The sequence below is a fragment of the Streptomyces sp. NPDC088785 genome (assembly GCF_044750685.1).
Classification (GTDB): domain Bacteria; phylum Actinomycetota; class Actinomycetes; order Streptomycetales; family Streptomycetaceae; genus Streptomyces.
Window position 1 is genome coordinate 78,663 of sequence record NZ_JBIVKH010000017.1, and the last position, 23,814, is coordinate 102,476.

General features: G+C 73.9%; 18 protein-coding genes. 13 read left to right on the forward strand and 5 right to left on the reverse strand.

Translation table 11 applies throughout. The features are described from left to right. Positions 1 to 184 precede the first annotated feature (184 nt). A complete protein-coding gene (locus tag ACIP5K_RS31960; protein ID WP_401415183.1) occupies positions 185 to 937 on the forward strand; it encodes a S1 family peptidase in 753 nt (250 codons plus the stop codon). Positions 938 to 1,160: 223 nt separating this feature from the next. On the opposite strand, the gene ACIP5K_RS31965 is transcribed toward ACIP5K_RS31960, so the two are convergent. The 3 genes from ACIP5K_RS31965 to ACIP5K_RS31975 form a co-directional block, all read right to left on the reverse strand. Then, entirely contained in the window at positions 1,161 to 2,060 is a 900-nt protein-coding gene (locus ACIP5K_RS31965; RefSeq protein ID WP_401415184.1) for a hypothetical protein, read from the reverse strand. Further along, on the reverse strand, positions 2,057 to 3,067 hold the full coding sequence (locus ACIP5K_RS31970; protein WP_401415186.1) for an SPFH domain-containing protein: 1,011 nt from the start codon (positions 3,065 to 3,067) through the stop codon (positions 2,057 to 2,059). Before ACIP5K_RS31970 ends, ACIP5K_RS31965 begins: the two co-directional genes overlap by 4 nt. Positions 3,068 to 3,156: 89 nt before the next feature. Further along, positions 3,157 to 4,212 (reverse strand): LacI family DNA-binding transcriptional regulator, encoded by a 1,056-nt coding sequence (locus ACIP5K_RS31975; protein WP_401415188.1) that lies wholly within the window; start codon positions 4,210 to 4,212, stop codon positions 3,157 to 3,159. A gap of 270 nt (positions 4,213 to 4,482) precedes the next feature. Here ACIP5K_RS31975 and ACIP5K_RS31980 point away from each other — a divergent pair, with 270 nt between their 5' ends. From ACIP5K_RS31980 to ACIP5K_RS32030, 11 genes are all read left to right on the forward strand, one after another. Beyond that, entirely contained in the window at positions 4,483 to 5,640 is a 1,158-nt protein-coding gene (locus tag ACIP5K_RS31980; RefSeq protein ID WP_401415190.1) for a Gfo/Idh/MocA family protein, read from the forward strand. After that, the gene (locus tag ACIP5K_RS31985) at positions 5,637 to 6,560 is read left to right on the forward strand and encodes a PmoA family protein (RefSeq protein WP_401415192.1); all 924 of its coding nucleotides are present in this window, start codon (positions 5,637 to 5,639) and stop codon (positions 6,558 to 6,560) included. The genes ACIP5K_RS31980 and ACIP5K_RS31985 overlap by 4 nt, the downstream gene beginning before the upstream one ends. Continuing rightward, positions 6,554 to 7,282 (forward strand): cupin domain-containing protein, encoded by a 729-nt coding sequence (locus ACIP5K_RS31990; protein ID WP_401415194.1) that lies wholly within the window; start codon positions 6,554 to 6,556, stop codon positions 7,280 to 7,282. The genes ACIP5K_RS31985 and ACIP5K_RS31990 overlap by 7 nt, the downstream gene beginning before the upstream one ends. 253 nt (positions 7,283 to 7,535) lie before the next feature. Further along, positions 7,536 to 8,042 carry a hypothetical protein gene (locus ACIP5K_RS31995; RefSeq protein ID WP_401415195.1) on the forward strand — a complete coding sequence of 169 codons (507 nt, stop codon included), beginning with the start codon at positions 7,536 to 7,538 and terminating at the stop codon, positions 8,040 to 8,042. A gap of 377 nt (positions 8,043 to 8,419) precedes the next feature. Then, on the forward strand, positions 8,420 to 11,563 hold the full coding sequence (locus ACIP5K_RS32000; protein WP_401415197.1) for a discoidin domain-containing protein: 3,144 nt from the start codon (positions 8,420 to 8,422) through the stop codon (positions 11,561 to 11,563). A gap of 151 nt (positions 11,564 to 11,714) precedes the next feature. Then, a complete protein-coding gene (locus ACIP5K_RS32005) occupies positions 11,715 to 12,578 on the forward strand; it encodes an ABC transporter ATP-binding protein (RefSeq protein WP_401415198.1) in 864 nt (287 codons plus the stop codon). Continuing rightward, positions 12,575 to 13,558 carry an iron-siderophore ABC transporter substrate-binding protein gene (locus tag ACIP5K_RS32010; RefSeq protein ID WP_401415199.1) on the forward strand — a complete coding sequence of 328 codons (984 nt, stop codon included), beginning with the start codon at positions 12,575 to 12,577 and terminating at the stop codon, positions 13,556 to 13,558. The genes ACIP5K_RS32005 and ACIP5K_RS32010 overlap by 4 nt, the downstream gene beginning before the upstream one ends. 4 nt (positions 13,559 to 13,562) lie before the next feature. Beyond that, positions 13,563 to 15,635 carry an iron ABC transporter permease gene (locus tag ACIP5K_RS32015; RefSeq protein WP_401415201.1) on the forward strand — a complete coding sequence of 691 codons (2,073 nt, stop codon included), beginning with the start codon at positions 13,563 to 13,565 and terminating at the stop codon, positions 15,633 to 15,635. Between the two features lie 259 nt (positions 15,636 to 15,894). After that, positions 15,895 to 17,397 (forward strand): flavin-containing monooxygenase, encoded by a 1,503-nt coding sequence (locus tag ACIP5K_RS32020; protein ID WP_401415203.1) that lies wholly within the window; start codon positions 15,895 to 15,897, stop codon positions 17,395 to 17,397. 88 nt (positions 17,398 to 17,485) lie between these two features. Next, complete coding sequence (locus ACIP5K_RS32025) at positions 17,486 to 18,454, forward strand: diiron oxygenase (protein WP_401415205.1); 969 nt, start codon at positions 17,486 to 17,488, stop codon at positions 18,452 to 18,454. Positions 18,455 to 18,501: 47 nt separating this feature from the next. Next, positions 18,502 to 20,109, forward strand: coding sequence for an FAD-dependent oxidoreductase (locus tag ACIP5K_RS32030; protein WP_401415207.1), 1,608 nt, complete (start codon positions 18,502 to 18,504; stop codon positions 20,107 to 20,109). Positions 20,110 to 20,132: 23 nt separating this feature from the next. Here the strand turns inward: ACIP5K_RS32030 and ACIP5K_RS32035 are convergent, their stop codons facing one another. Next, on the reverse strand, positions 20,133 to 20,822 hold the full coding sequence (locus ACIP5K_RS32035; RefSeq protein ID WP_401415209.1) for a TetR/AcrR family transcriptional regulator: 690 nt from the start codon (positions 20,820 to 20,822) through the stop codon (positions 20,133 to 20,135). 98 nt (positions 20,823 to 20,920) lie between these two features. After that, positions 20,921 to 21,334, reverse strand: coding sequence for a rodlin (locus ACIP5K_RS32040; RefSeq protein WP_401415211.1), 414 nt, complete (start codon positions 21,332 to 21,334; stop codon positions 20,921 to 20,923). A gap of 239 nt (positions 21,335 to 21,573) precedes the next feature. Between ACIP5K_RS32040 and ACIP5K_RS32045 the strand changes: the two genes are divergently transcribed. Then, on the forward strand, positions 21,574 to 23,793 hold the full coding sequence (locus tag ACIP5K_RS32045) for an NADP-dependent isocitrate dehydrogenase (protein WP_401415213.1): 2,220 nt from the start codon (positions 21,574 to 21,576) through the stop codon (positions 23,791 to 23,793). The last annotated feature ends 21 nt before the right edge of the window (positions 23,794 to 23,814 follow it).

Below are 23,814 nucleotides of genomic sequence, written 5' to 3' on the forward strand. Positions count from 1 at the left end.
ATGCCGCGAATACCACGTCGGAAGGCGTACGTGCGCGCACCGACGGTGAGGCCGTCGTGGGGGCCCGCGGGTGGATCCGTTGCGCCGTTCGGCGGCGGCCGCGGGCGTCCGTTGTGCGGGCCCGCGCGCCGACTCGGCGCGGGTGCCGCGGGGGAAGGCCGTCCCCCATGCCAGAGTCGGTCCGATGAGGACAACCACAGCGTGGATGCGTCGGATCGGGGCGGCGGCCGCGGCCGCTCTGGTGCTGGTGAGCGGTGCCGTGGCCACGGCGGGCCCGGCCGGCGCGGTGATCGGCGGGGAGCGAAGTGCGTACGGGCCATGGGCGGTTCGCATGTTCGTGGACGGCAAGCCCGAGTGCACCGGGACGGCGATCGCCCGGCGGTGGGTCATCAGCGCGTCGCACTGCTTCTACGAGCAGGCGGAGCCCGTCGCCGACCGGCGGATCACCTTCCGGGTCGGTGCGCTCGACGTGCGCGAGGGGACCGTGGTGCGTCCGGTGCCGGGCAAGCGGGTGGGCAGCGCGGACGCCGACATGATGCTGGTCGAGGTCGAACCGATGGACGTCCGGGTCGCGCGGCTGGCCACGGCGGCGCCACGCCCGGGGACGGTGGTGCGGCAACTGGGCTGGGGTGCCACCTGTACCGATGACGAGAACAGCTGTCAGTCGCCCGTGCTCAGGCAGGCCACGCTGCGCGTGCTCGATCCCGACGCCCCGCAGTGCGAGGGCTACACCGTGCCCGGCGGCTCGGACTTCTGCATGGGCAGGGTCAGGGGCATCCCCGCAGGCGGCGACTCGGGCGGCCCGGTGATGTCCGTCGGGCCGCGCGGCACGGAGACCCTGCTCGGGGTGTTCTTCGGCACCGACCGCGAGACGACGGCCGGCGCCGGTGACATCTCCCGGCAACTGTCCTGGATCCACTCCGTGATCCGCCACTGAGCCCGCGGCCTCCGATGCCTGGGGCGCCGAGGTGGCGGGTTCCGCCCGTCGGGTTCCGGGCTGTCGGGTTCCGGGCCTGTCGGGCACGCAGCAACCATCCGGCACCCCGCGGCGAGCCATCCGGCACCTGCGCCGAACGCCGAACGCCGAACACCCGGCACCCGTACCGAGCCCCCCGTACCGAGCCCCCCGCGCCGATCCACCCGCGCCCCCGCGCACAGGCTCAGCCGACGAGGCGCAGCCGCTCCGCGCAGACCCCGACCCGTACCGTCTGCCCCCAGGTCAGCTCGACCGCGTCGGCCTCCATCCCGTCGCCGAACGCCACCAGTCGCTCCGACTCGACGGTCAGGGACAGCCGGGCCCGTGCCGTCAGTTCCCCGGCGCTGAGCCGGGTGCCGGTGACCGGTGAGGGCCACGCCTCGCGGACGAACCACAGCAGCCGGTCGTCCGTCGGGCCGGGCAGCGGCCCGCCCCCGCCGCGCTCCTGCCACACCGACCGGATCCACCCGGTCGCGCCCGTCCCCGTACCGATCAGGACGCCCGAGGAGGCCTGGGCCTCGACGACACCCCTGTCGTCGTCGAGGCCCAGGCGGTAGCGGGCGGTGCGGTGACCGGCCGCACCGACATAGATCTCGTTGAGCGCCACCAGCCGCTGCGCGTCGTCGGTGACCGCCTCCACCATCGTCAGCTCGTCGACCCCCGGGCCCCCGTCCAGCGCGGCGGGCAGCAACCGGGCGACGTCCGCCGACCGGTGGCGCACCAGCACCCCCGGATTGCGCCCCGGGTCCGCGTCGACGCCGATCACCGGCTGGGCGCCGACGTACTGCGCGACGTTGGCCACCAGCCCGTCCTGCCCGACCGCGATCACCACGTCCTGCGGGGCGAACAGGAACCGGTCCAGGTCGGCGCGCTCGACCTGCGCCCGCCGCCAGCTCAACGGCACCGCGGCGGCCGCCTCGGTCAGCGCGCGCTGCGCCCGCCGGTGCCGCTCGGCGACCTCCGCGATGTCCCGGCCCCGGGACGAGAGGAAGAACGCCGCCTGCCCGTGCGTGCCGTGATGCGCCACCAACTCCTCGTACTCGGTGGTGCGATGGACCAGGACGGCGCGGGGCGCGAGGCTCATTCCGGTCGCCCGCCGTCCGTGCCCAGCCGCGCCAGGAGCCCGGTGAGGACGTCGGGGGAGACGGTCACGCTCTCGATGCGCGGCAGGTTCTCGGCGAGCCGGGTGCCGGTGAGCGCGTTCAGTGTCGCGACGTCGGTCTCGCCGTGCACCCGCAGCCAGGCGGCCTGCGCCTGGGCCCGCGCCTCGCCGGCCTCGCGGGCGGCTTCCGCCTCCGCACGGGCCAACCGCACCTTGCGGTCGGCCTCGGCCCGTACGCGCACGGCGTCGGCCGCCGCCTGCTCCTCGGCCTCGCGCCGGGTGTTCGCACCGCGCTGCTCGACCAACTGCTCTTCCCTGCGGGCCAGTTCGATCTGGCTGGCCAGCTCGTTCTCCGCGATGGTGCGCTCGCGCTCGACGGCGACCGCGCGCCGCTCGTACGTCGCCCTGTCCGCCTCCTGCTGGATGCGCTCGCGCGCCGGGGTGCGCAGTGCGCGCTCCACCTCGGGCTCGGGGCGCAGCGCCATCACCCGCACGGCGACCACCGCGATGCCGGTGGCGGGCAGCCGCGGCTCCTCGGCCAGCCCCGTCGCGACGGCGTCGCGGACCGCCGGCACCCCGTCGACGAGGGCGGACGCCAGCGTGGTGCGGGTCAGCACCTCCAGCGCGTGCTGCTGCGCGGTCTCCGTCAGCAGCGTCGCGAGCTGCTCCAGCGGGGCGCCGCGCCAGATGCCCGAGTCCGGGTCGACGGAGAAGTCCAGGTGCTCGGCCGCGACGGCGGGGTCCCCGATCCGGTACGTCACCGTGGCCTGCACGGCGACGTCCTGGAAGTCCGCGGTCCTGGCGTGGAACGTCATCGCCAACTCCCGGTCGTCCACCGGGACTTCGGAGAGAGCCGCGGACAGCGGACGGAACCAGAAGCTCAGGCCGGCACCGTCGTGGGCCAGCTGGCCCGAGCGGTGGTGGCGTACGTGGGCGGTGGGCGCGGCGCGCAGGTGGCGCCAGCCGAACCGCTTGGTGATGTCTGCCATGACGAATCCCTCCCGTTAGAGTCATGTTGACTTTAAATGGGAGTGCGCTTGTCGTCAAGCGGACGAGAAAGCGGAACGCGAGGCCCCGCTCAGGGGTTCTCCCCGAGCGCCACCCCCGCCCGGACGCCGAGCGTCGACTCCCGCGCCAGGAGCGCGTGCGGGGCGGTGTGGACCTCGAAGGGGAGCGGCTCCCGCGCCGTGATCCGGGCGGCGAGGCAGCGCACGGCCGAGGAGGCGATCGCGGCCTTGTCGGGCACCACGGACGTCAGCGACGGAGTGGCGTAGGCCGCCTCCTGCGACCCGTCGACGCCGACCAGCGCGATGTCCTCCGGGACGCTCAGTCCGGCCTCGAAAGCGCCGCGCAGGGCGCCGATCGCCAGGGTGTCGCTGAAGCAGAAGACGGCGTCGGGCCGATCGGCGGGGGGCAGCGCGAGCAGGGCGCGCATCGCGGCCAGGCCGTTGGGGCGGTCGAACTCCCCGATCGCGGGCGCCAGTCGGGGGTCGAAGCGCAGCCCGCCCGCGTGCAGCGCCGTCTGGTACCCGGCCAGGCGCTGACGGCTCGTCGCGGAGCCCTTGCGGTCCGCTCCGATCACGCCGATCCGGGTGCGGCCCAGGCCAACCAGATGCGCCGTGGCGTCCCGTGCCGCGCCCGCGTTGTCGATCAGGACGTGGTCCGCGCCGACGCGCTGGTCCTCGTAAGTGCGCTCGCCGAGCAGGACCAGCGGCAACTCGCTGGCGACCGGAGTCAGTTCGGTCGCCGAGACGTGCAGCGGTGACAGGATCACCCCGTCGAGCAGCGACGCGCCCACCCCGGTGGCGAGTCGCAGCTCCTCCGCCGGGTCTCCGAGGGTCTCCTCGATGAGGACGGTCAGGCCGAGCGCCGTCGCCTCGGTGCGCACGTGGTGGGCGAGCTCCGCGAAGTAGGGCGTCGTCAGCTGCGGCACGGCGAGCGCGATCAGGCCGCTGCGGCCCGTGCGCAGTCGCCGGGCCGAGGGATTGGGGCGGTAGCCGAGGTCCCGGACGGCCCGCAGCACCCGTTCGCGGGTCGCCGGAGCCACCTTGGGCGCCTCGCGTACAACGTTGGAAGCAGTCTTGATGGAGACCCCCGCGAGTTCCGCCACGTCCTTGAGTGTCGCTGCTCGCACGAACCCGTCCCCTCTCTGGAGTTTTCCAGATTATGCATGCTCAGCGGGGAGTTGTGAGGGTCGGGAGTCGTGCGGAAGCTGAGGGCGTCAGGAGGGTTGACCCTGCGCAGACATGGCGGTTACAACGTGGGAACGCACTCATAGCAAGCGCTTGCTGTCGGCGGCGCTCCCTCGTGCCGTCCTCCGCGCGCCGGCCGTCCGAGTGTCAGCCGTCCGAGTGCCAGCCGTCCGAGCGCCGATCCGTCCGCCCGTCCGACGAGAGGGTCCGTCATGTCCCCGCAAGGTCCGAAGACTCCGCTGCGCACGGCCGTGGTCGGGGCCGGCGGCATCGCCCGCTCCAGCCATCTGCCCGCCCTGCGCACCCTCGCCGCCGAGGGCGCGGCGGAGGTCGTGGCCCTCGTCGACGTCGACGACGCGGCGGTGCGGGCCCTGGCCGGGGAGTTCGGGATCCCCCACGCGTCGACGGACCTCGACGCGATGCTCGCCGAGGTCCGCCCCGACCTGGTGGTGCTGTGCACCCCGCCCTCCGTGCACCGAGCGCAGTCCGTCGCCGCACTCGCGGCCGGGGCGTGGGTGTGGTGCGAGAAGCCGCCGTGCCCCTCGCTGGCGGACTACGACGCCGTCGGCTCGGCCGAACAGGGCGACGACACCGCCCCCTACGCCTCCATCGTCTTCCAGCACCGCTTCGGCTCCGGCGCCCGGCACGTGCGGCGACTGCTGCGCGAGGGGGCCTTCGGGCGGCCGCTCGTCGCGCACTGCCAGACCACCTGGTACCGCGACACCGCCTACTACGCGGTGCCCTGGCGCGGCCGGTGGGCCACCGAGGGCGGCGGCCCCGCGATGGGGCACGGCATCCACCAGAGCGACCTGCTGCTCGACCTGATGGGGCCCTGGTCCGAGGTGCGCGCGATGGCGGCGCGGCTCGTGCACGACGTGGAGACCGAGGACGTCTCCACCGCCCAGGTCCGGTTCGCCGACGGCGCCGTCGCCACGGTCGTCAACAGCGTCCTCAGCCCGGACGAGGTCAGCCGCATCCGGATCGACTGCGAGCGCGCCACGATCGAACTCACCCACCTGTACGGCCACGGCAACGCCGACTGGCGCATCACGCCCGCCCCCGGCGTCGCCGAGGAGGAGGCCGCCGCCTGGCGGGACTTCGGCGCCGACGAGCCCAGCTCCCACCTGGCCCAACTGCGCGCCCTGGTGGCCGACATCCGGGCCGGCCGGCGCCACCCGACCAGCGGCGAGGGCGGGCGCCGCACGCTGGAGTTCATCACCGCCCTGTACAAGTCCGCGTTCACCGACACCACGGTCCGGGCCGGTGACATCGGGCCCGGCGACCCCTACTACACCGTGCTGCACGGCGGCGCCCCCGGCTGGGCGCCCGCCGCGCACGACGCCGCTCCCGGGGAGGGGGCCCCGGCATGACGCTCGCACTGACCCACGCCCACGGCGACCGCGTCACCGTCGCCCACGAGCCCACCGGCACCGAGCTGTTCGCCTACGTGTACCGCCCGGAAGCGGCGTGGGAGGCGCCCAAGCCGTACCTCCACCCGGTCCGCACCCTGTCCGGCGCGACGGTCACCGACTACCGGCCCCACGACCACCGCTGGCACAAGGGCCTGCAACTCACCGCCTCCCACCTCTCGGGCCAGAACCTGTGGGGCGGCAACACCTACGTGCACGGCGAGGGGTACCTCCCGCTGCACGAGAGGATCGGCTCCATGGGGCACGTCGCCTTCGACGAGATCACCGCCGACGGCGACCGTGCGGTGATCGCGGAACGGCTCACCTGGCACCCGTACGACGGAGAGCTGTGGGCCGACGAGGAGCGCCGCCTGACCGTTTCCCACCTCGACACCGACGCGGGTTCCTGGTCGCTGACCTGGACGTCCGCCGTCACCAACCGCCGTGCCGAACCGCTGCGCTTCGGCAGCCCCACCACCCACGGCCGCCCCGCCGCCGGGTACACCGGCCTGTTCTGGCGCGGTCCGCGGGCCTTCCGCGACGGCCGGGTGTTCAGCGCCGACACGGACGGCGGCGACCTGATGGGCACCCAGGCGCCCTGGCTCGCGTACGTCGGCGAGCACGACGGCCGCGACGGACACGCGACGCTGCTCTTCGAGCACGCGGCGGCCAACGACCATGCGGGGGAGCAGGGGACGCACCCGGCGCACTGGTTCGTGCGCAGCGCCCCGTTCGCCGCGGTCGCCCCGTCCTGGGCGTTCCACGACGAGCTGGTGCTCGCTCCCGGCGACACGCTCACCCGCTCCTACCGGGTCACCGTCGCCGACGGTGCCTGGGACCGCGACCGGGTCGCCGCACACATCGCGGCGACCGCGTGGTGAGCGCGGCCTACGACGGGTTCCCCGGAGCGGTCGGCGTCTCCCGGCTGCGGGTCTACGACTGGCCGACCGTCGAGGGCCTGCCCGGCGGCGGCACCCCGCACCTCCACCTCGCGTGCAGCGAGGGATACGTGGTGACCGGCGGGCGCGGGCGGGTGCAGACGCTGACCCCGTCCGGGTACGGGGAGACGCCGCTGGAGGCCGGGACCGTCGCCTGGTTCACGCCCGGCACGGTCCACCGGCTCGTCAACGACGGCGAGTTGGAGATCACGGTGGTGATGCAGAACGGCGGGCTGCCCGAGGCGGGCGACGCCGTCCTCACCCTGCCGCAGGACCTGCTCGGCGACCCCGGCACCTACGCGGACGCCGTCCGCATCCCCGACGACGTGCCCGAGGCCGCACAGGAGGCGGTCGCGCGGGCCCGCCGGGACCTGGCCACCCGCCGCTTCCTGGAACTGCGCGCCGCCACCGAACAGGGCGACCCCGCGCCCCTGGAGGCGTTCCAGCGGGCCGCCGCGGTGCTGGTCCGCCCGCGCCTGGACGCCTTCGAGCGGCGCTGGCGCGACGGCGCGCGGGCCGCGTCCGCCGCGACCGGCGCCCAGTTGAGCGCGCTGCGCGCGGGACACGCCGGCCATCTGGCACGGGCCGCCGTCACGGCCACCGGCCCCACCGCGCGCGGCCGGTTCGGCATGTGCGGGCGGCTCGACATCTATCCCGGCATCTGAGGCGTCCCGCATCCCGGCATCCGAGGCGTCCCGACCGCCTAGGCCATCCGCGCTCCACCCCCACGCTCCCCCCCACGACCCACCTCCCCCCCCAGGAGGGCCCCATGCCCGAGCCCCCGAGCCGTCGCCCGCCGTGGCGGGCCGTTCTCGCCACGGCCGCCGTCGCGCTCAGCACCGTACTGACCGGCACGCTCGCCGCCTGCTCGCCCGCGAGCGGCGAGGCGTCGCACGGCGTCCCGCTCACCTTCACCTGGTGGGGCAACGACGACCGGGCCGCCCGCACGGTGAAGGCCGGCGCCGGGAGCCCGGCGAGGTCTTCGGCGCCGGATTCGCCCTGTTCGCCGACATGCTCCTGATGGGGCTGCTCACCACGGTCGCCTGCCTGCCGGTCGTCGCCGCGCCGGCCGCGTTCGCCGCCGCGTCGGCGACCCTGCGCCGGGCCGCCGGGACGGGCACCCCGGCCGACGTGGGGGCGTTCCTGCGCCGCCTGCGGGCCCGTACGACCGTGGGGTCCCTCGGCGCGGGCCTGCTGCTGCCGTTCGTCGCCGCGGTCCTCCTCGTCGACACGGCCGTGCTCCGCGGCGGTCTCCCCGGCGCCGGGCTCATGGCCCCCGCGCTGCTCCTGCTCACCCTCGGCGGCGCGGTCGTCGCCCTGCGCACCACCGCCCTGCCCGAGGACGGCCGGCTGTCCCCGCGGGCCTCGCCGACCTCCGGGGCAGCGCCCTGCTGCTCGCCGCCGTGCTGCTCGCCGCGCTGCTGATGTGGTCGACACCGCTGGTGATCCCGCTGCTGCCGGGCCTTTGGCCCTCGCCGCCACCGTCGTCGACCTGCGCGCCCCCGACGCGGAGGGCTGAACCGGGCCGCGCGGGCCACGGACGCCCGCCCCGACCCGGGTACGACGCCACCGGGCCCCGCCGCCGGTTCGCAAGCGTCGTCCCCGAACTCGCGGGGGAGGAGTGGTTCGGCCACGGCGGGGCGTCAGCGCGCACCCGTACTCCCCGTCGCCGACCGCGCTCCACGGCCCGCACCGCGCATCGGACGTCACTCCCGTCCCACCCGTTGACGTACGCCCCTGTGGCCACCGAGCATGGGGCGACTCCCTGTTGACAACGTTGTCCTGCCGAGAGGATCCACCCCGTGCCGCCCCTGAACACCCCGCTCGACCGCAGGCGCCTGCTCCAGCTCATCGGCCTCACCGGAGCGGCGACCGTCCTGCCGCCCGCGTTCGGCGCGGCCGGCGCCCGGGCGGCGGGCGCCGGCCCGCGGGCCGGCGCCGCGACCCCGCCGGACGACATCGCCGCCGTGTACCACCGCGTCCTGCTCCAGCACACCCGCTGGTCGGAGACCCAGTGGGACGCGGCCAAGGGGTACTACACGGCCAAGGACTTCGGATTCGCCGTCGTCCTCGGCAACGCCCTGCTGCTCACCCACGGCACCTACGACGCGGACCTCGCCGGGATCGACCGCGCCGAACTGGCCCGGCGCACCCTGGCCACCCTGCGCCACTTCGCCGCCTCCAACCGGCTCACCGGCGGCACCGAATGGGGCCGCACCCTCTTCTTCGACACCACCTTCCAGCTGTACTTCGTCCTCGCCGCCCGGCTCCTCTGGGACGACCTGGACGCCGCCACGCGCGCGAACGTCGACCGGATCACCCGCGAACAGGCCGCCTACACGCAGGCGTTGGGCACCGGCGACGACCCGGCCTCGGGGTCGTGGACGCCGGACGGCCTCGACGGCGGCCACGTCGGCGACACCAAGCTGGAGGAGATGGGCGTATACGCCCAGTCCCTCGCCCCGGCCCTGGCCTGGGCGCCCGACGACGACCGCGCGGCCGACTGGGCGGACACGTACGGCCGGTGGTCGCGCAACGAGACCGGGCTGCCGCCCGCCGACCTCGCCAACCCGGCGCTCGTCGACGGCGTGCCGGTCGCGCGCAACACCGCCCGCAACCTCTACGACACGTTCATCGTCGAGAACCACGGCTCGTTCGGCCCCCACTACCAGGAGGAGCTGTGGCGGACCTCGGGGCGCAACTCCGCCCACTTCCTCACCGCGGGCCGCCCCCTGCCCGAGGTGCTCACGCACCAGCCCAGCGGGCCCGAGCTGTGGCGGACCCTGCTCGGCGTCATGAGCGACGCGGGCGAACCGCTGATGCCGATGGTCAACGACCGCGAACACCTCTACGGCCGGGACGTGATCCCCCTCGCGTTCCTCTCCCAGGTCCTCGGCGACCGCGCCGCCGCGCGCGCCGAACTGGAGCTGGCGGGACGCCTGGAGGCCTACCAGAAGTACCCGCCCGAGTACCGTCTCGCGAAGTTCTCCGGCGAGCCCAAGTACGAGCCCGAGGCGCGCGCCGAGATCGCCATCAGCTATCTGCTGCACGTGTGGGCGGCGGGGCAGCGGCGGCAGGTGACCCCGTACTCCCGTGCCGAACTGTTCGCGCACGCCGCGGGGGTGAGCGACTTCGGCGACGGACCCGGGCTCGTCTCCCACCAGTCGCCCGCCGCCTGGGCGGGCGCCGTGTCGAAGGCGGGCTTCGTGAAGTTCGCCTGGCAACCGGCTCACGACGACTGGCTGTTCAGGATCAGCGGGGCCACCCCCATGTTCCTGCCGGCCACCACCGGCAAGGTCGCCGGCCGCACCACGCGGGTGTACGAGAAGGTGCGCGACGGCTTCGACGGCAGCGCCACCCTGCTCCGGCTGGACGGCGGACACGCCGGGTTCACCACCCTGCCCACCGGCTCCGTCGTCTATGCGAGCAGCGGGACGGCGGCGGGGGAGGGGCACCTGGAGCTCCACAACCTCACCCTGCCCGGTATCGCGGGGCTCGACGGCAGCCGCACCTACCGCTTCGAGGAGGGCACGGCGTCCGTCGCCGCCGCGGACGCCTCCCCGGCACCGGGCGCCGACGGCCGCGTGGACCGGCTGACCTTCCCGCGCGCCACCGTCCGGCACCTGCGCATGCTCGGCGTGCGTCCCGACCCCGCGTACGGATACTCGCTCTACGCGTTCGAGGCGCGGACCGGCGCCGACGCCGCGGACCTGGCGCGCGGCGCGACCGCGACGGCCTCCTCCGCCGACGCGGGCAAGGGGGCGGGCCTCGCCGTGGACGGCGACGGCGCGACCCGCTGGGCCGTGTCGAAGGCCGAACGGCCGCGCGCCGACAGCTGGTTGGCCGTCGACCTCGGCTCGCCGCACGAGGTCACCGAGGTCACCCTGCGCTGGGAGGCCGCCGCCGGCCGCGCCTACCGGGTGCAGGGCTCGGCCGACGGCGACGACTGGCAGGACCTCGCCGCCTGGCCGGCCCCCGACGCGAGCAGCCGGGGCGGCTGGCTGGACGTGGACGGCCGGGCCGGGCTCGTGATCCGCGGCGCGGACCTGCCGCTGTCCGTCTACGGCGACACCGTCGTGCTGGCCGACGGCCCCGCGGCACCCGTCCTCGTGGAGGGCTTCACCGCGACGTCCGCGACGCGGCTGCGGGCGCTCGCCCGCGAGGCCGCGCCGACGACGGGGCACCGGGCCGTCCGCGCCGCCCTGACCGACGGCCACCTCAGCCTCTTCAACCTCTCCTCCGACCCCGTCACGACCGACGTCGCCGTCCCGCACCCGGGCCGTCGCACCGCGGTCTTCGAGGGCACGCAGACGGTGACCGCCGAGGGCACGGTCTTCGAGGCCCGCCTCGACGCGGCGGACGCACGGCTGCTGCCGACCCGCTTCACGCTCACCCCGGCGGACGGCCGCGCCCTGCCGCGGGGCCTGCGCGTCACGGTGGACGACGGGGCCCGGCTGCGCCTCTCCGGCGCCGACGCGCGGATACGGGTCGAGGGCCAGGGCCACAGCACCACCGTCACGGTGCGCGGGCGCCGGGAGACCGTCGTCGACCTGCGCGGGGCCGCCGCCTACCCGCACGACGACCTGGCCCTGGGACGGCGGGTCTTCCCCAACAGCCCGCTGCCCGAGGGGATGTCCGACCCGGCGGCGGCAGTCGACGGCGACGACGCCACCTCCTGGCGCCCCGGACGCGACGGGCGCCTCGTCGTGGACCTCGGCGCCGTCCGGCGGATCGGCACCGTGGAGGCGCGCTGGACCGGCGGCGGCGCACCGGCCGGCCGGGTCCGGTTCAGCGACGACGGCATCGACTACCGGGACGCGGGCCGGACCGGCGGCCGCGGGCCCGTGCGCCGGGTCACCACCACGGGGTCGGCGCGCTACGTCTCCTTCCAGGTGGAGGGCGAGCCGGGCGCCCACGCCCGGCTGGTCCGCCTCTCGGTGCGGTGAGGACGAGCGGGCGCCGAACCCGGTGAGGTGAGGGGCCGATGTGCGGCGGGGGGCCGGGGACCGGTACCCCCGCTGTGGCCTGCGGTGACGGCCGTGCGACCGGCTGCCCCCCGGACGGACAGCGCGTTTAGGTTAGGCTAACCTTTGCCGCGTGCATGGAGCTGAAGAGACCACCAGCGCGGCCGCGCGCCGCCATGGCCACGAACTGTCGGCCACCGACGTCACCGTGGCCTACGAGGGCGTCGACGTCGTCCACGGCGCCGCCATGACGCTGCGCCCCGGCGAGGTGACGGTCCTGGTGGGGCCGAACGGCAGCGGCAAGTCGACGCTGCTGCGCACCCTCGCGCGGCTGCAACGCCCCAGGGCCGCCGCCCTCGTGCTCGACGGCGAGATCGACGGACTCGCGCTGAGCCCCCGCGACTTCTCCCGCCACGTCGCCCTGCTCACCCAGGGACGGCCCACGCCCGGCGGACTGACCGTGCGCGACGTCGTCGAGTTCGGCCGCTACCCCCACCGCGGACGGTGGGGCGGATCGGACCCCGGCGGCGCGGCGGCGGTGGACCGCGCGCTCGCCCTCACCGGCGCCGCCGAACTCGCCGACCGGGGAGCCGAACACCTCTCCGGCGGCCAGCTCCAGCGCGTCTGGCTCGCCGGCTGCCTCGCCCAGGAGACCGGCGTCCTCCTGCTGGACGAACCCACGACCTACCTCGACCTGCGCTACCAGGTCGAACTCCTCGATCTCATGCGGGACCTGGCCGACCACCACGGCATCGCCGTCGGCGCCGTCCTGCACGACCTCGACCAGGCCGCCGCCGTGGCCGACCGGATCCTCCTGCTCGACGCCGGCCGGGTCGTCGCCTCCGGCGCCCCCGAGGACGTCCTCACCGGCGACCGGCTCACCACCACGTACGGCATCCGCATCGAGGTCGACACCGACCCTCTCACCGGCCGGCTGCGCACCCGCGCCATCGGCCGCCACCACGAACGAACCGAAAGGCTGCGCACCACCTCATGAGACGCTCCCTGATCGCCGCGGCAACCGCCACCGTCGCCGCCCTCACCCTGGCCGCCTGCGGCACCACCGAGCCCGCCGCCGACGCCGACGCGAAGAAGGGCGCCGAGCCCCTCACCCTGACCGACGCCTCCGGCGCGAAGGTGAAGCTCGACGGCCCCGCGAAGACGGTCGTCGGCACCGAGTGGAACGTCGTCGAGAGCCTGATATCCCTCGGCGTCGACCCGGCGGGCGTCGCCGACGTCAAGGGCTACAAGACGTGGGACACCGCGGCCCCGCTCACCAACGACGCCAAGGACATCGGCACCCGCGGCGAGCCCAGCATGGACACCGTCGCCGCGATCAAGCCCGACCTGATCATCGCCACGACCGACCTCACGGCCGCCGCCGTCAAGCAACTGCGCAAGATCGCGCCGGTGCTGACGGTCCGCTCCGCCGACGCCTCCGACCCGGTCGGCCAGATGACGGAGAACCTCGACCTGATCGCCGAGGCCACCGGCACCACCAAGAAGTCCGCCCAGCTGAAGAAGGACTTCGAGGCCAAGCTCGCCCAGGGCAGGAAGGCGCTCGCCGCCGCCGGTCTCGCCGGCGCCCCCTTCGCCTTCGCCGACGGCTACGTCGCCTCCAACCAGGTCTCCGTGCGCCCCTACACCAGCGGTTCGCTGATCGGCGGCGTCAACGAGAAGCTCGGCCTGAAGAACGCCTGGACCGTCAAGGGCGACAAGGCCTACGGCCTCGGCACCACCGACGTCGAAGGACTCACCAAGCTCCCCGCCGACGTGCAGTTCGCCTTCATCGGCAACAAGGACGACAAGAACGCCACCCCGTACGATGGCGTCCTGGCGAAGGACAAGGTCTGGACCTCGCTGCCGTTCGTCGAGAAGGGCGACGTGCACCGGCTGCCCGACGGCGTCTGGATGTTCGGCGGGACCGCGTCGATGAGCCAGTACGCCGACTCCGTCGTCGAAGCGCTGACCAAGTAACGCCATGGCCGTCACCACCACCGCTCCCGCCACCCGTCCCACGGCGGCCGCGTCCCGTACGGGCGCGGCCGTGGTGACGGCCGCACTGCTCGTCCTCGTCGCCGTCCTCGCCGTCGTCGACATCACCCAGGGCACCGCCTCCGTCGGCGCGCCCGAGGTGTGGAAGGCGCTCACCGGCCGGGCCGGCGACGGCGACGCGTCCGTCGTCATCGCCTCCCGGCTGCCGAGGATGTGCGCCGGACTGCTCGTCGGCGCCCTCCTCGGCGCGGCGGGCGCCGCCCTGCAACGCGTCAGCCGTAACGCCATCGCCTCGCCGGACACCCTGGCCGTCAACGCGGGCTCCTACCTCGCGCTCGGCATCGCCGCGGCCACCGGCCTCTCGCTGCCGCTGCTCGCCTCGTCCGGCATCGCGTTCGCCGGCGGCCTCGCCGCCGCGGCCGTGGTCCTCGGCCTGTCCGGCCTCGGCGCCGGCACCGTCCGGCTCATCCTCGCGGGCAGCGCCCTCACCCTGGGCCTGAGCGCCGTCACCGAGGCCCTGATCCTGCTCTTCCCCGAGCGGACCGAGGGCCTGTACGCCTGGAACCAGGGCAGCATCGGACAGAACGGCTTCGACGGCGTCCTCCAGATGGCGCCCGTCGGACTCGTCGGACTGGCCGGCCTGCTGCTGCTCGCCCGCCGCGTCGACGCCCTCGCCCTCGGCGACGACGCGGCGCGCGGCGTCGGCGTCCCCGTCCGCAGCACCCGGATCGGCGCCGTCGTGCTGTCCGCCCTGCTCTCCACGGCGGCCGTCACCCTCGCCGGACCCGTCGGCTTCGTCGGCCTGTGCGCGCCCGCGCTGGTGCGCCTGCTCACCCGCCGGTTCCACGCCGTCACCAGGTTCCGGACCGCGCTTCCCTTCACGGCGCTCATCGGCGCGGCCCTCGTGCTCGGCTCCGACGTGCTGCTGCGCGCCCTCGTCCCCGCGGACACCGCGGTGGCCGTGCCCACCGGCGTCGTCACCAGCCTGGTCGGCGCCGCGTTCCTCGTCGTCCTGGCCGCGCGGGTGCGGGACGCGGGCGGCTCGGCCCCCGCGGACCGGCTCCGGCTGCGCAGCCGGACCGTCGTCCTCGCCACCACGGCCGTCCTGGTCGTCGCCCTGGTCGGCGTGAGCATCGCCGGCGTCCTCCTCGGCGACAGCAAGCTGCTGCTCGGCGACGTCGTCAACTGGGCCCAGGGCAACGCGGGCCGGACCGTCTCCTTCGTCCTGGAGACGCGCGTGCCCCGCGTCCTCGCCGCACTGCTCGCCGGCACCGCCCTCGCACTGGCCGGCACCATCGTGCAGGCCGTGACCCGCAACCCGCTGGCCGAGCCCGGCGTCCTCGGCGTCACCAACGGCGCCGCGGCGGGCGCCGTCATCGTGGTCACCACCCTCTCGGCCGCCGGCACCTGGGCCGTGGCGGGCGGCGCCTTCGCCGGCGCCGCACTCAGTGCCGTCCTCGTCTTCGGGCTCGCCGCGCGGGGCGGATTCCAGCAGAACCGCCTCGTCCTCGTCGGTTTCGGCGTCGCCACCGGCGCGGCCGCCCTGACGAGCCTGCTCATCATCCTCACCGACCCGTTCAACGCCACCAAGGCGCTGACCTGGCTCTCCGGATCGACGTACGGCCGCACCTACACCGACTCGCTGCCCCTCGCACTCGTCCTCGTCGTGGGCGTCGCCGTCGCCCTGAGCCGCCGCACCGAACTCGACCTCGTGTCGCTCGACGAGGACACCCCGCGCCTGCTCGGCCTCGGCCTCGGCCGCGCCCGCCTCGGCTTCCTCGTCCTGGCGGTCCTGCTCAGCGCCACCGCCGTGGCCGCCGCCGGCACGATCGGCTTCGTCGGCCTCGTCGCCCCCCACGCGGCCCGCGCCCTGGTCGGCCGCCGCCACGTCCGCGTGGTCCCGGTCGCCCTCCTCCTGGGTGCCCTCCTCGTCTGCACGGCGGACCTCGTCGGCCGCACCGTGATCGCCCCGGCCCAGCTGGGCGCCGGACTCATGACGGCCGTGATCGGCACGCCGTACTTCATGTACCTGCTGGCGCGGGGCCGCGGAGCCACGTGACCGCCGCGCAGGCCCCTCCGCGGGGCCTGCGCACCCTCGCCGACCTGGGCCCGCACCGGATTCCGCCGTCCACACCCGCACCCCCGTGTGACCTACGTCATGTTACTGGCGGTATCTGAAACACGGTGTCGCAGGTAAATTGCGGTGCACACGCAGAAGTGGATCCGCGCGTCCGAGGACCGCCGTCGCCCGGGAAGGGACGCCGGCCCCGCGCCCCTGCCTCTCCGGGCCCCGCGAGCGAGAGTGAGGAACCTCCGTGATGGAGCAGCAGCACGTCGACGTCCTGGTCATCGGCGCCGGAATCTCCGGCGTCAGCGCCGCCCGGCACGTCCTGCGTGACAACCCCGGCGCCTCCCTCGTCGTACTCGAACGCCGCGCCCGCGTCGGCGGCACCTGGGACCTCTTCCGGTATCCCGGGATCCGCTCCGACTCCGACATGTCCACCTTCGGCTTCGGCTTCCGTCCCTGGCGCGACGCGCGCATCCTCGCCGACGGCGCCCGGATCCGGCAGTACGTCGAGGACGCCGCCGCCGACGAGGGCGTCCTGGAACGCACGCGCTTCGGCCGCCGCGCCACCCGCGCCGACTTCAGCCACGCCACCGGCCGGTGGACCGTCGAGGTCGAGGACGAGAACACCGGCGAGCGCGAGTCGTACAGCGCGGGCTACCTCGTCGGCGCGACCGGCTACTACGACTACGACACCCCCTACCGCCCGCGGTTCCCCGGCGAGGCGGACTACCAGGGGACCCTGGTCCACCCCCAGCACTGGCCCGAGGACCTGGACCACACCGGCAAGCGGGTCGTCGTCATCGGCTCCGGGGCCACCGCCATCACCCTGCTGCCCGCCCTGGCCGGCGACGCCGCGCACGTCACCATGGTGCAGCGCTCGCCCACGTACGTCCTCGCGCTGCCCGAGGTCGACCCGCTCACCGCCGCCCTGCGGAAGCTGCGGGCCCCGGCCCGGCTGACGTACCGGCTGGTCCGCGCCCGCAACATCGCCTTGCAGCGGGGGAGTTACGCGTTCTGCCGCAAGTACCCCCGGCTCGCCCGCCGGGTGCTCCTCGGCCTGGTGCGCGCCCGGGCCGGCAAGAGTGTCGACATGCGGCACTTCAGCCCCCGGTACAAGCCCTGGGACCAGCGCCTCTGTGTCGTCCCCGGCGGCGACCTGTTCAAGGTGCTCAGGAGCGGGCGGGCGTCGGTCGCCACCGACACGATCGACACGTTCACCGCCGACGGTCTGCGCCTGAAGTCCGGCGAGGAGCTGAAGGCCGACATCGTCGTCACCGCCACCGGACTGAGCGTCCGCCTCATGGGCGGCATGGACCTCACCGTCGACGGCAGCCCCGTCGACGTCAGGAACCGCGTGCTCTACAAGGCCGTCCTCCTCGAAGGCGTGCCCAACATGTCCCTCGTCATCGGCTACACCAACGCCTCCTGGACCCTGAAGGCCGACCTGGCCGCCGCGTACACCGCGCGCCTGCTCGCCCACATGCGGCGCCACGGGCACGAGATCGCCACCCCGGTCGCCCAGGACGGCGACCGCTCGGAGTTCTCCGTCATGGGCGAGGCCCTGACCTCCGGGTACATCGCCCGGGCCGACGAGGTCATGCCGCGCCAGGGCACCCGCGACCCGTGGCGGCTGTGGAACAACTACTACCGCGACCGCGCCCTCCTGCGGGACGCGCCCCTCGACGACAGCCTCCTGCGCTTCGACAAGGCGGGCACCGCGAGCGCCGCCCAGGAGACGGCCGACGCCGCCTGACCGCCCGGCCCGCACCCCGCCCCCCACCCGTACCGGCCCGCGCACCCGCCTCCCCCTCCGGCGGCCGAGCAGACAACCGAGGACGAAGATGACCGCGAATCTGACCAGGAAGCTCTACGACGAGCGCCTGCGGACCCTGTCCGAGGGCTCCGTGAACGTCAACTTCAACGCCTTCATCGACATCAAGTGGGACGATCCCGAGTTCGCCGTGGACCTCGACGACCCGCGCTGGGTGCTCACCAGCGCGGACGCCCTCGGCGCCCACCCCTGGTACCAGGAGCAGTCCCTGGAGACACGGATCCGCATCGGCATCTGGCGCTGGGCCGTGATCGCCAAGGTGGGCATGCAGTTCGAGAACATCCTCATGCGCGGCGCCCTGGACTACGTCTACCAACTGGGCAACCAGAACCAGGAGTTCAGGTACCTCACGCACGAGATCACCGAGGAGACCCACCACACCCAGATGTTCCAGGAACTGGTCAACCGCACCGGTGTGGACACCGCGGGCGGCAAGCGCTGGTTCCGCCGGGTCAGCCGGTTCCTGCCGCTGTTCGGCTCGCTCTACCCGGAGGCGTTCTTCACCGGCATCCTGGCCGGCGAGGAGCCCATCGACCACCTCCAGAAGAGCGCCCTGCGCAGCGGGGAGCCGGTCCACCCGCTGCCGCAGCGGATCATGCAGATCCACATCGCCGAGGAGGCCCGGCACATCTCCTTCGCCCACGAGTTCCTGCGCCTGCGGGTGCCCGGGTTCGGCAAGGCCCGCCGGGGCGCGCTGTCCGTCCTCTTCCCGCTGATCATGCGCATCCTGTGCGACGTCATCATGATCCCCGACCGCAGGTCCGCCGCGCAGGTCGGCATCCCCGACTGGGTGGTCAAGGACGTCTTCTGGAAGTCCGAGGCCGGGCGCGCGATGCTCCACGAGCTCTTCTCCGACGTGCGGATGCTCGCCCAGGACATCGGGCTGATGAACAAGGTGTCCCGCCCGCTGTGGAAGGCCCTGCGCATCGACGGCCGCCCGGCGCGCTTCCGCGGCGAGCCGGTCCTGCACACCGACTGAGCTCCCCGCCCCGCACCGCCCTTTCCCCGAACGGAGACCAGCCCGCCGTGCCGTACGTCGTCACCCGATCCTGCTGCGCCGACGCCTCCTGCGTGCTGGCCTGCCCGGTCAACTGCATCCACCCCGCACCGGGGGAGCCCGGGTTCGGGACGGCCGAGATGCTGTACGTCGATCCGCGCACCTGCGTCGACTGCGGCGCGTGCACCACCGCCTGCCCGGTCGACGCGCTGAAGCCGCACACCGCGCTCGGCGCGGCGGAGCTGCCGTTCCTGGAGCTGAACGCCGACTACTACAAGCGGCACCCGCACGACGACCGCACCCCCATGTACGTCCTGCCCAAACAGCGCGCCGTCGCCCCGGGCGACCTGTCCGTCGCCGTCGTCGGCGCCGGACCCGCCGGCCTCTTCGCCGCGGACGAACTGCTGCGCCACCCGGGCAAGCGCGTCACCGTTTACGACCGGCTCCCGACCCCGTACGGCCTCGCCCGGGCCGGTGTCGCCCCGGACCACCAGGACACCAAGCAGGTCACCGAGCTGTTCCGGACCATCGAGTCCCAGCCGGGCTTCGCCTACCGCCTCGGCGTCGAGGTCGGCACCACCGTGACGCACGAGGAACTCCTGCGCACCCACCACGCGGTGATCTACGCGGTCGGTGCCGCGACCGACCGGCGCCTCGGCATCGACGGCGAGGACCTGCCGGGCAGCGTCTCGGCGACGGACTTCGTCGCCTGGTACAACGGCCACCCCGACCACGCCGACGACCACTACGACCTGGCCACCGAACGCGCCGTCGTCGTCGGCAACGGCAACGTCGCCCTCGACGTCGCCCGGATCCTCACCGCCGACCCCGACACCCTCGCCCGGACCGACATCTCCGACCGCGCCCTCGCCGCGCTCCGCACCAGCGAGGTCCGCGAGGTCGTGCTGCTGGGCCGGCGCGGCCCCGCCCAGGCGGCGTTCACCGTCCCCGAACTCGTCGCGCTGGCCGCCCTTGAGGACGTGGACGTGCGCGTCGAGGGCTGGCCCGACGACCTCCCGCCCGACACCGACGACAGGACCCGGCTGCTGGCCCGGCTCGCCGCCCGCACCCCGGTCGAGGGCCGCCGCCGCATCGTGCTGCGCTTCCTGACCAGCCCGGTCCGGCTCACCGGCGAGACCTCCGTGCGCGCCCTGCGGGTCGCCGCCACGGCCCTGCACACCGACGCGGACGGCACCGTCCGCGCCCGCCCCACCGGGGAGACGCGGACCCTGGAGACCGGCCTCGTGCTGCGCGCCGTCGGCTACCGCGCCCGGCCCGTCCCCGGCCTGCCCTTCGACGAGGACACCGCGACCGTGCCCCACGAGGGCGGCCGGGTCGGGCCCGGCGTCTATGTCGCGGGATGGATCAAGCGCGGGCCGACCGGCTTCATCGGCACCAACAAGACCTGCGCCCAGGAGACGGTCGAGACCCTGCTGGGCGACGCCGCCGCGGGCCGCCTCACACCGCCGGAGCAGGGCACGGGCGCCGTCCGGACGGCGCTGGGCCTGGACGCGTGGCACGCGATCGACCGCGCGGAACGGGCGGCGGGCGAGGCGCAGGGCCGTCCCCGGGTCAAGTTCACCGACACCGCGTCCCTGCACGGGGCCGCCCGCACCGCTCCCGCGCTACCGGCCTGAGGACCGGGGCGCCGGACCGCCGCTCACGGCCCCTCCAGGTCGGCCACCCGGTGCCGCGGCGACACCTCCACACCGAGGTCGCGCAGCGTCGCGTCCAGCACCGCCCAGACCGAACGGCACAGCATCGCCCGCAACTCCTCCTCGGAGACCTCCGGTTCGGTGTCGCGCACCCACTGGTTGACCGCGGTGTCCACGAACCCGACGATGCCCACGGCGACCGACCGGATCGGCGCCCGCGGCACCCCGAGGCCCTTCAGCACGTCCCCGAACCGCTCGCTCAGCATCAGCGCGATGGCCGTCTTCGTGTCCGCCACCAGCGACCCGTCGCCCATCGCGTGGTCCCCGACGCCCATGTAGGCGTACAGGCGCGGATGCTGCGCCACCCAGTCCAGATGGGCGCCCACCACCCGCTCCACGGACTCCTCGATCGTCCCGTCGAAGGTGAGGGTCGGCTCCATCCGCCGCATGAAGGACTCCACCACCCGTCGGCGGATCAGCTCGTCCAGCGTCGCCCGGTCCTTGAAGTGCCGGTAGAGCACCGACCTCGGCAGCCCGACGCGCTCCGCCAGCCGCTGCACCCGGAAACGGGCGCCCTCCTCCTCGATGAGGGCGACCGCCGCGTCCACCAACTCGACCTGGCGCTGCGCCTTGTGCTCGTCCCACCGGGTGGAGCGCCCGTCGATCTGCGGCTCGCCGCCGGTTCTGTCCGCCATCCGGTCAGGATATCGGGACAGGTGTGCGGACGGCCGCGGACCGGAGGAGGTCCGCGGCCGTCCGCTGCTGTCCGCTGCTGTCCGCGTGGTGTGGCCGGTCAGCCGTTGTGGGCGCCGTTGCCCGAGAGGACCGGGACGTCGTCCAGGATGTGCGACGCCGGCTCGTCGCCCTTGGCCTGCGTGGAACCGTCGGCGCACTGCTGGTTCTGCGGGGCGGACAGGACCGGGATGTCCTGCGCGGCGACGGGCACGAGCACGCCGACGAGCGAACCGGCGTTGGCCTTGACGGGCAGGCCGACACAGAGCTTGTTCAGCGAACCCTGGACCGCGCCGACCTGCGGGCTCTGCGAGCCCTCCGTGACGGAGTTGCCGACCGCCGACTGCGAGGCGTTGCCGCTGGCCGAGGTGGTGCCCTGGTCGTCCCCGAGCGCGACGGCCTGTCCGGCGGTGGCGGCGGCGAGGCCGGCGACGGAGGTGGCGAGGGCGGCCGAGGCCATGACCTTCTTCAGCATGGTGTCTTTTTCCTTGGTTGTCACCGATGGATCACTGCGCGTGAAGAACGCGGACCCGGGCCCGGAGGTTGCGCCGATCCACTCCATCGACGCATCGCGACGATCGCGCTGACGCCGGGCGACCCTCGACCGGACCCCTTTCGAACATGACCCGGCCACGAGATATCTTGATGTCGAGCAATATTGAGCAGAGTGAGAAAAACTGCCGATGACATGGAAGACGTGGAGCGGAGCACCCGGTGACTGACTCGACCATCATTTACACGCACACAGACGAGGCCCCGGCCCTCGCGACGTATTCCTTCCTGCCGGTCATCGAGGCCTACGCGTCCACCGCCGGTGTCCGCGTCGAGACCCGTGACATCTCCCTGGCCGGCCGCATCATCGCCTCGTTCCCGGAGCACCTGACCGAGGAGCAGCGCATCGCCGACGCCCTCGCCGAGCTGGGCGAGCTGGCGAAGACGCCGCAGGCCAACATCATCAAGCTGCCGAACATCTCGGCGTCCATCCCGCAGCTCAAGGCCGCCGTCGCCGAGCTCCAGGAGCAGGGCTACGCGCTGCCCGCCTACCCGGACGAGCCGAAGACCGACGAGGAGCGCGAGGTCCGCGCCCGCTACGACAAGATCAAGGGTTCCGCCGTGAACCCGGTCCTGCGCGAGGGCAACTCCGACCGCCGCGCCCCCGCCTCGGTGAAGAACTACGCCAAGGCCCACCCGCACCGCATGGGCGCCTGGACCGGCGAGTCCAAGACCAACGTGGCCACCATGGGGGAGAACGACTTCCGCTCGACGGAGAAGTCCACCACCATCGCCGCCGACGGCGCCCTGCGCATCGAGCTGGTCGGTGACAACGGCACCACCACCGTGCTGCGCGAGTCCGTTCCGGTCCTCGCCGGCGAGGTCGTCGACGCCTCCGTGCTGCGCGTCGCCGCCCTGCGCGAGTTCCTGACCGCCCAGGTCGCCCGCGCCAAGGAGGAGGGCGTCCTCTTCTCCGCGCACCTCAAGGCCACCATGATGAAGGTCTCCGACCCGATCATCTTCGGCCACGTCGTGCGTGCCTTCTTCCCGGAGACCTTCGCCCGCTTCGGCGCCGACCTGGCCGCCGCCGGCCTGTCCCCGAACGACGGCCTCGGCGGCATCTACAAGGGCCTGGAGTCGCTCGCGAACGGCGCCGACATCAAGGCGTCCTTCGAGGCCGAGCTGGCCGCCGGTCCCGAGCTGGCCATGGTCGACTCCGACCGCGGCATCACCAACCTGCACGTGCCGTCGGACGTCATCATCGACGCCTCGATGCCCGCCATGATCCGCACCTCGGGCCACATGTGGGACAAGGACGGCAACGAGGCCGACACCCTCGCCGTCATCCCGGACTCCTCCTACGCCGGCGTGTACCAGGCCGTCATCGACGACTGCCGCGCCCACGGCGCCTACGACCCGTCGACCATGGGCTCCGTCCCGAACGTCGGCCTCATGGCGCAGAAGGCCGAGGAGTACGGCTCCCACGACAAGACCTTCGAGATCCCCACCACCGGCACCGTCCGCGTGGTCGACCAGAACGGCGACGTCGTCCTGGAGCAGGCGGTCTCCGAGGGCGACATCTTCCGCGCCTGCCAGACCAAGGACGCCCCGATCAAGGACTGGGTCAAGCTCGCCGCCACGCGCGCCCGCGCCACCGGCGACCCGGCCGTCTTCTGGCTGGACGAGGGCCGCGCCCACGACGCCCAGCTGATCAAGAAGGTCGAGGCGTACCTGCCCGAGTTCGACACCGAGGGCCTGGACATCCGGATCCTCAACCCGGAGGACGCCACCAAGCTGTCGGTCGAGCGCATCCGCGAGGGCCTGAACACCATCTCGGTGACGGGCAACGTGCTGCGCGACTACCTGACCGACCTCTTCCCCATCCTGGAGCTGGGCACCAGCGCCAAGATGCTGTCGGTCGTCCCGCTGATGAACGGCGGCGGCCTCTTCGAGACGGGCGCCGGCGGCTCCGCCCCGAAGCACGTCCAGCAGCTGGTCAAGGAGAACTACCTGCGCTGGGACTCGCTCGGTGAGTTCCTGGCCCTGGCGGTCTCCTTCGAGCACCTCGCCACCACCACGGACAACGCCCGGGCCAAGGTCCTCGGTGAGACCCTCGACCGCGCCACCGGCACCTTCCTCAACGAGGACAAGTCGCCGACCCGTCGCCTCGGCGGCATCGACAACCGCGGCAGCCACTTCTACGTCGCCCTGTACTGGGCCCAGGAGCTGGCCCGGCAGACCGACGACGCCGAGCTCGCCAAGGCCTTCGCGCCGCTCGCCGAGACGCTGGCCGCGAACGAGCAGAAGATCGTCGACGAGCTGATCGCCGTCCAGGGCTCGCCGGCCGACATCGGCGGCTACTTCCAGCCCGACCCGGCCAAGGCCGACAAGGTCATGCGCCCGTCGCAGACCCTGAACCAGGCGCTCGCCACCCTCGCCTGATCGCCGCCCTGCCCCGCCCGG

What these genes read in the sequence shown, in the direction of transcription:
- ACIP5K_RS31960 (WP_401415183.1), top strand. Translation starts at nt 185, where the DNA reads ATGAGGACAACCACAGCGTGGATGCGTCGGATCGGGGCGGCGGCCGCG.
- ACIP5K_RS31965 (WP_401415184.1), bottom strand. Translation starts at nt 2,060, where the DNA reads ATGAGCCTCGCGCCCCGCGCCGTCCTGGTCCATCGCACCACCGAGTAC.
- ACIP5K_RS31970 (WP_401415186.1), bottom strand. Translation starts at nt 3,067, where the DNA reads ATGGCAGACATCACCAAGCGGTTCGGCTGGCGCCACCTGCGCGCCGCG.
- ACIP5K_RS31980 (WP_401415190.1), top strand. Translation starts at nt 4,483, where the DNA reads ATGTCCCCGCAAGGTCCGAAGACTCCGCTGCGCACGGCCGTGGTCGGG.
- ACIP5K_RS31985 (WP_401415192.1), top strand. Translation starts at nt 5,637, where the DNA reads ATGACGCTCGCACTGACCCACGCCCACGGCGACCGCGTCACCGTCGCC.
- ACIP5K_RS32010 (WP_401415199.1), top strand. Translation starts at nt 12,575, where the DNA reads ATGAGACGCTCCCTGATCGCCGCGGCAACCGCCACCGTCGCCGCCCTC.
- ACIP5K_RS32015 (WP_401415201.1), top strand. Translation starts at nt 13,563, where the DNA reads ATGGCCGTCACCACCACCGCTCCCGCCACCCGTCCCACGGCGGCCGCG.
- ACIP5K_RS32020 (WP_401415203.1), top strand. Translation starts at nt 15,895, where the DNA reads ATGGAGCAGCAGCACGTCGACGTCCTGGTCATCGGCGCCGGAATCTCC.
- ACIP5K_RS32025 (WP_401415205.1), top strand. Translation starts at nt 17,486, where the DNA reads ATGACCGCGAATCTGACCAGGAAGCTCTACGACGAGCGCCTGCGGACC.
- ACIP5K_RS32035 (WP_401415209.1), bottom strand. Translation starts at nt 20,822, where the DNA reads ATGGCGGACAGAACCGGCGGCGAGCCGCAGATCGACGGGCGCTCCACC.
- ACIP5K_RS32040 (WP_401415211.1), bottom strand. Translation starts at nt 21,334, where the DNA reads ATGCTGAAGAAGGTCATGGCCTCGGCCGCCCTCGCCACCTCCGTCGCC.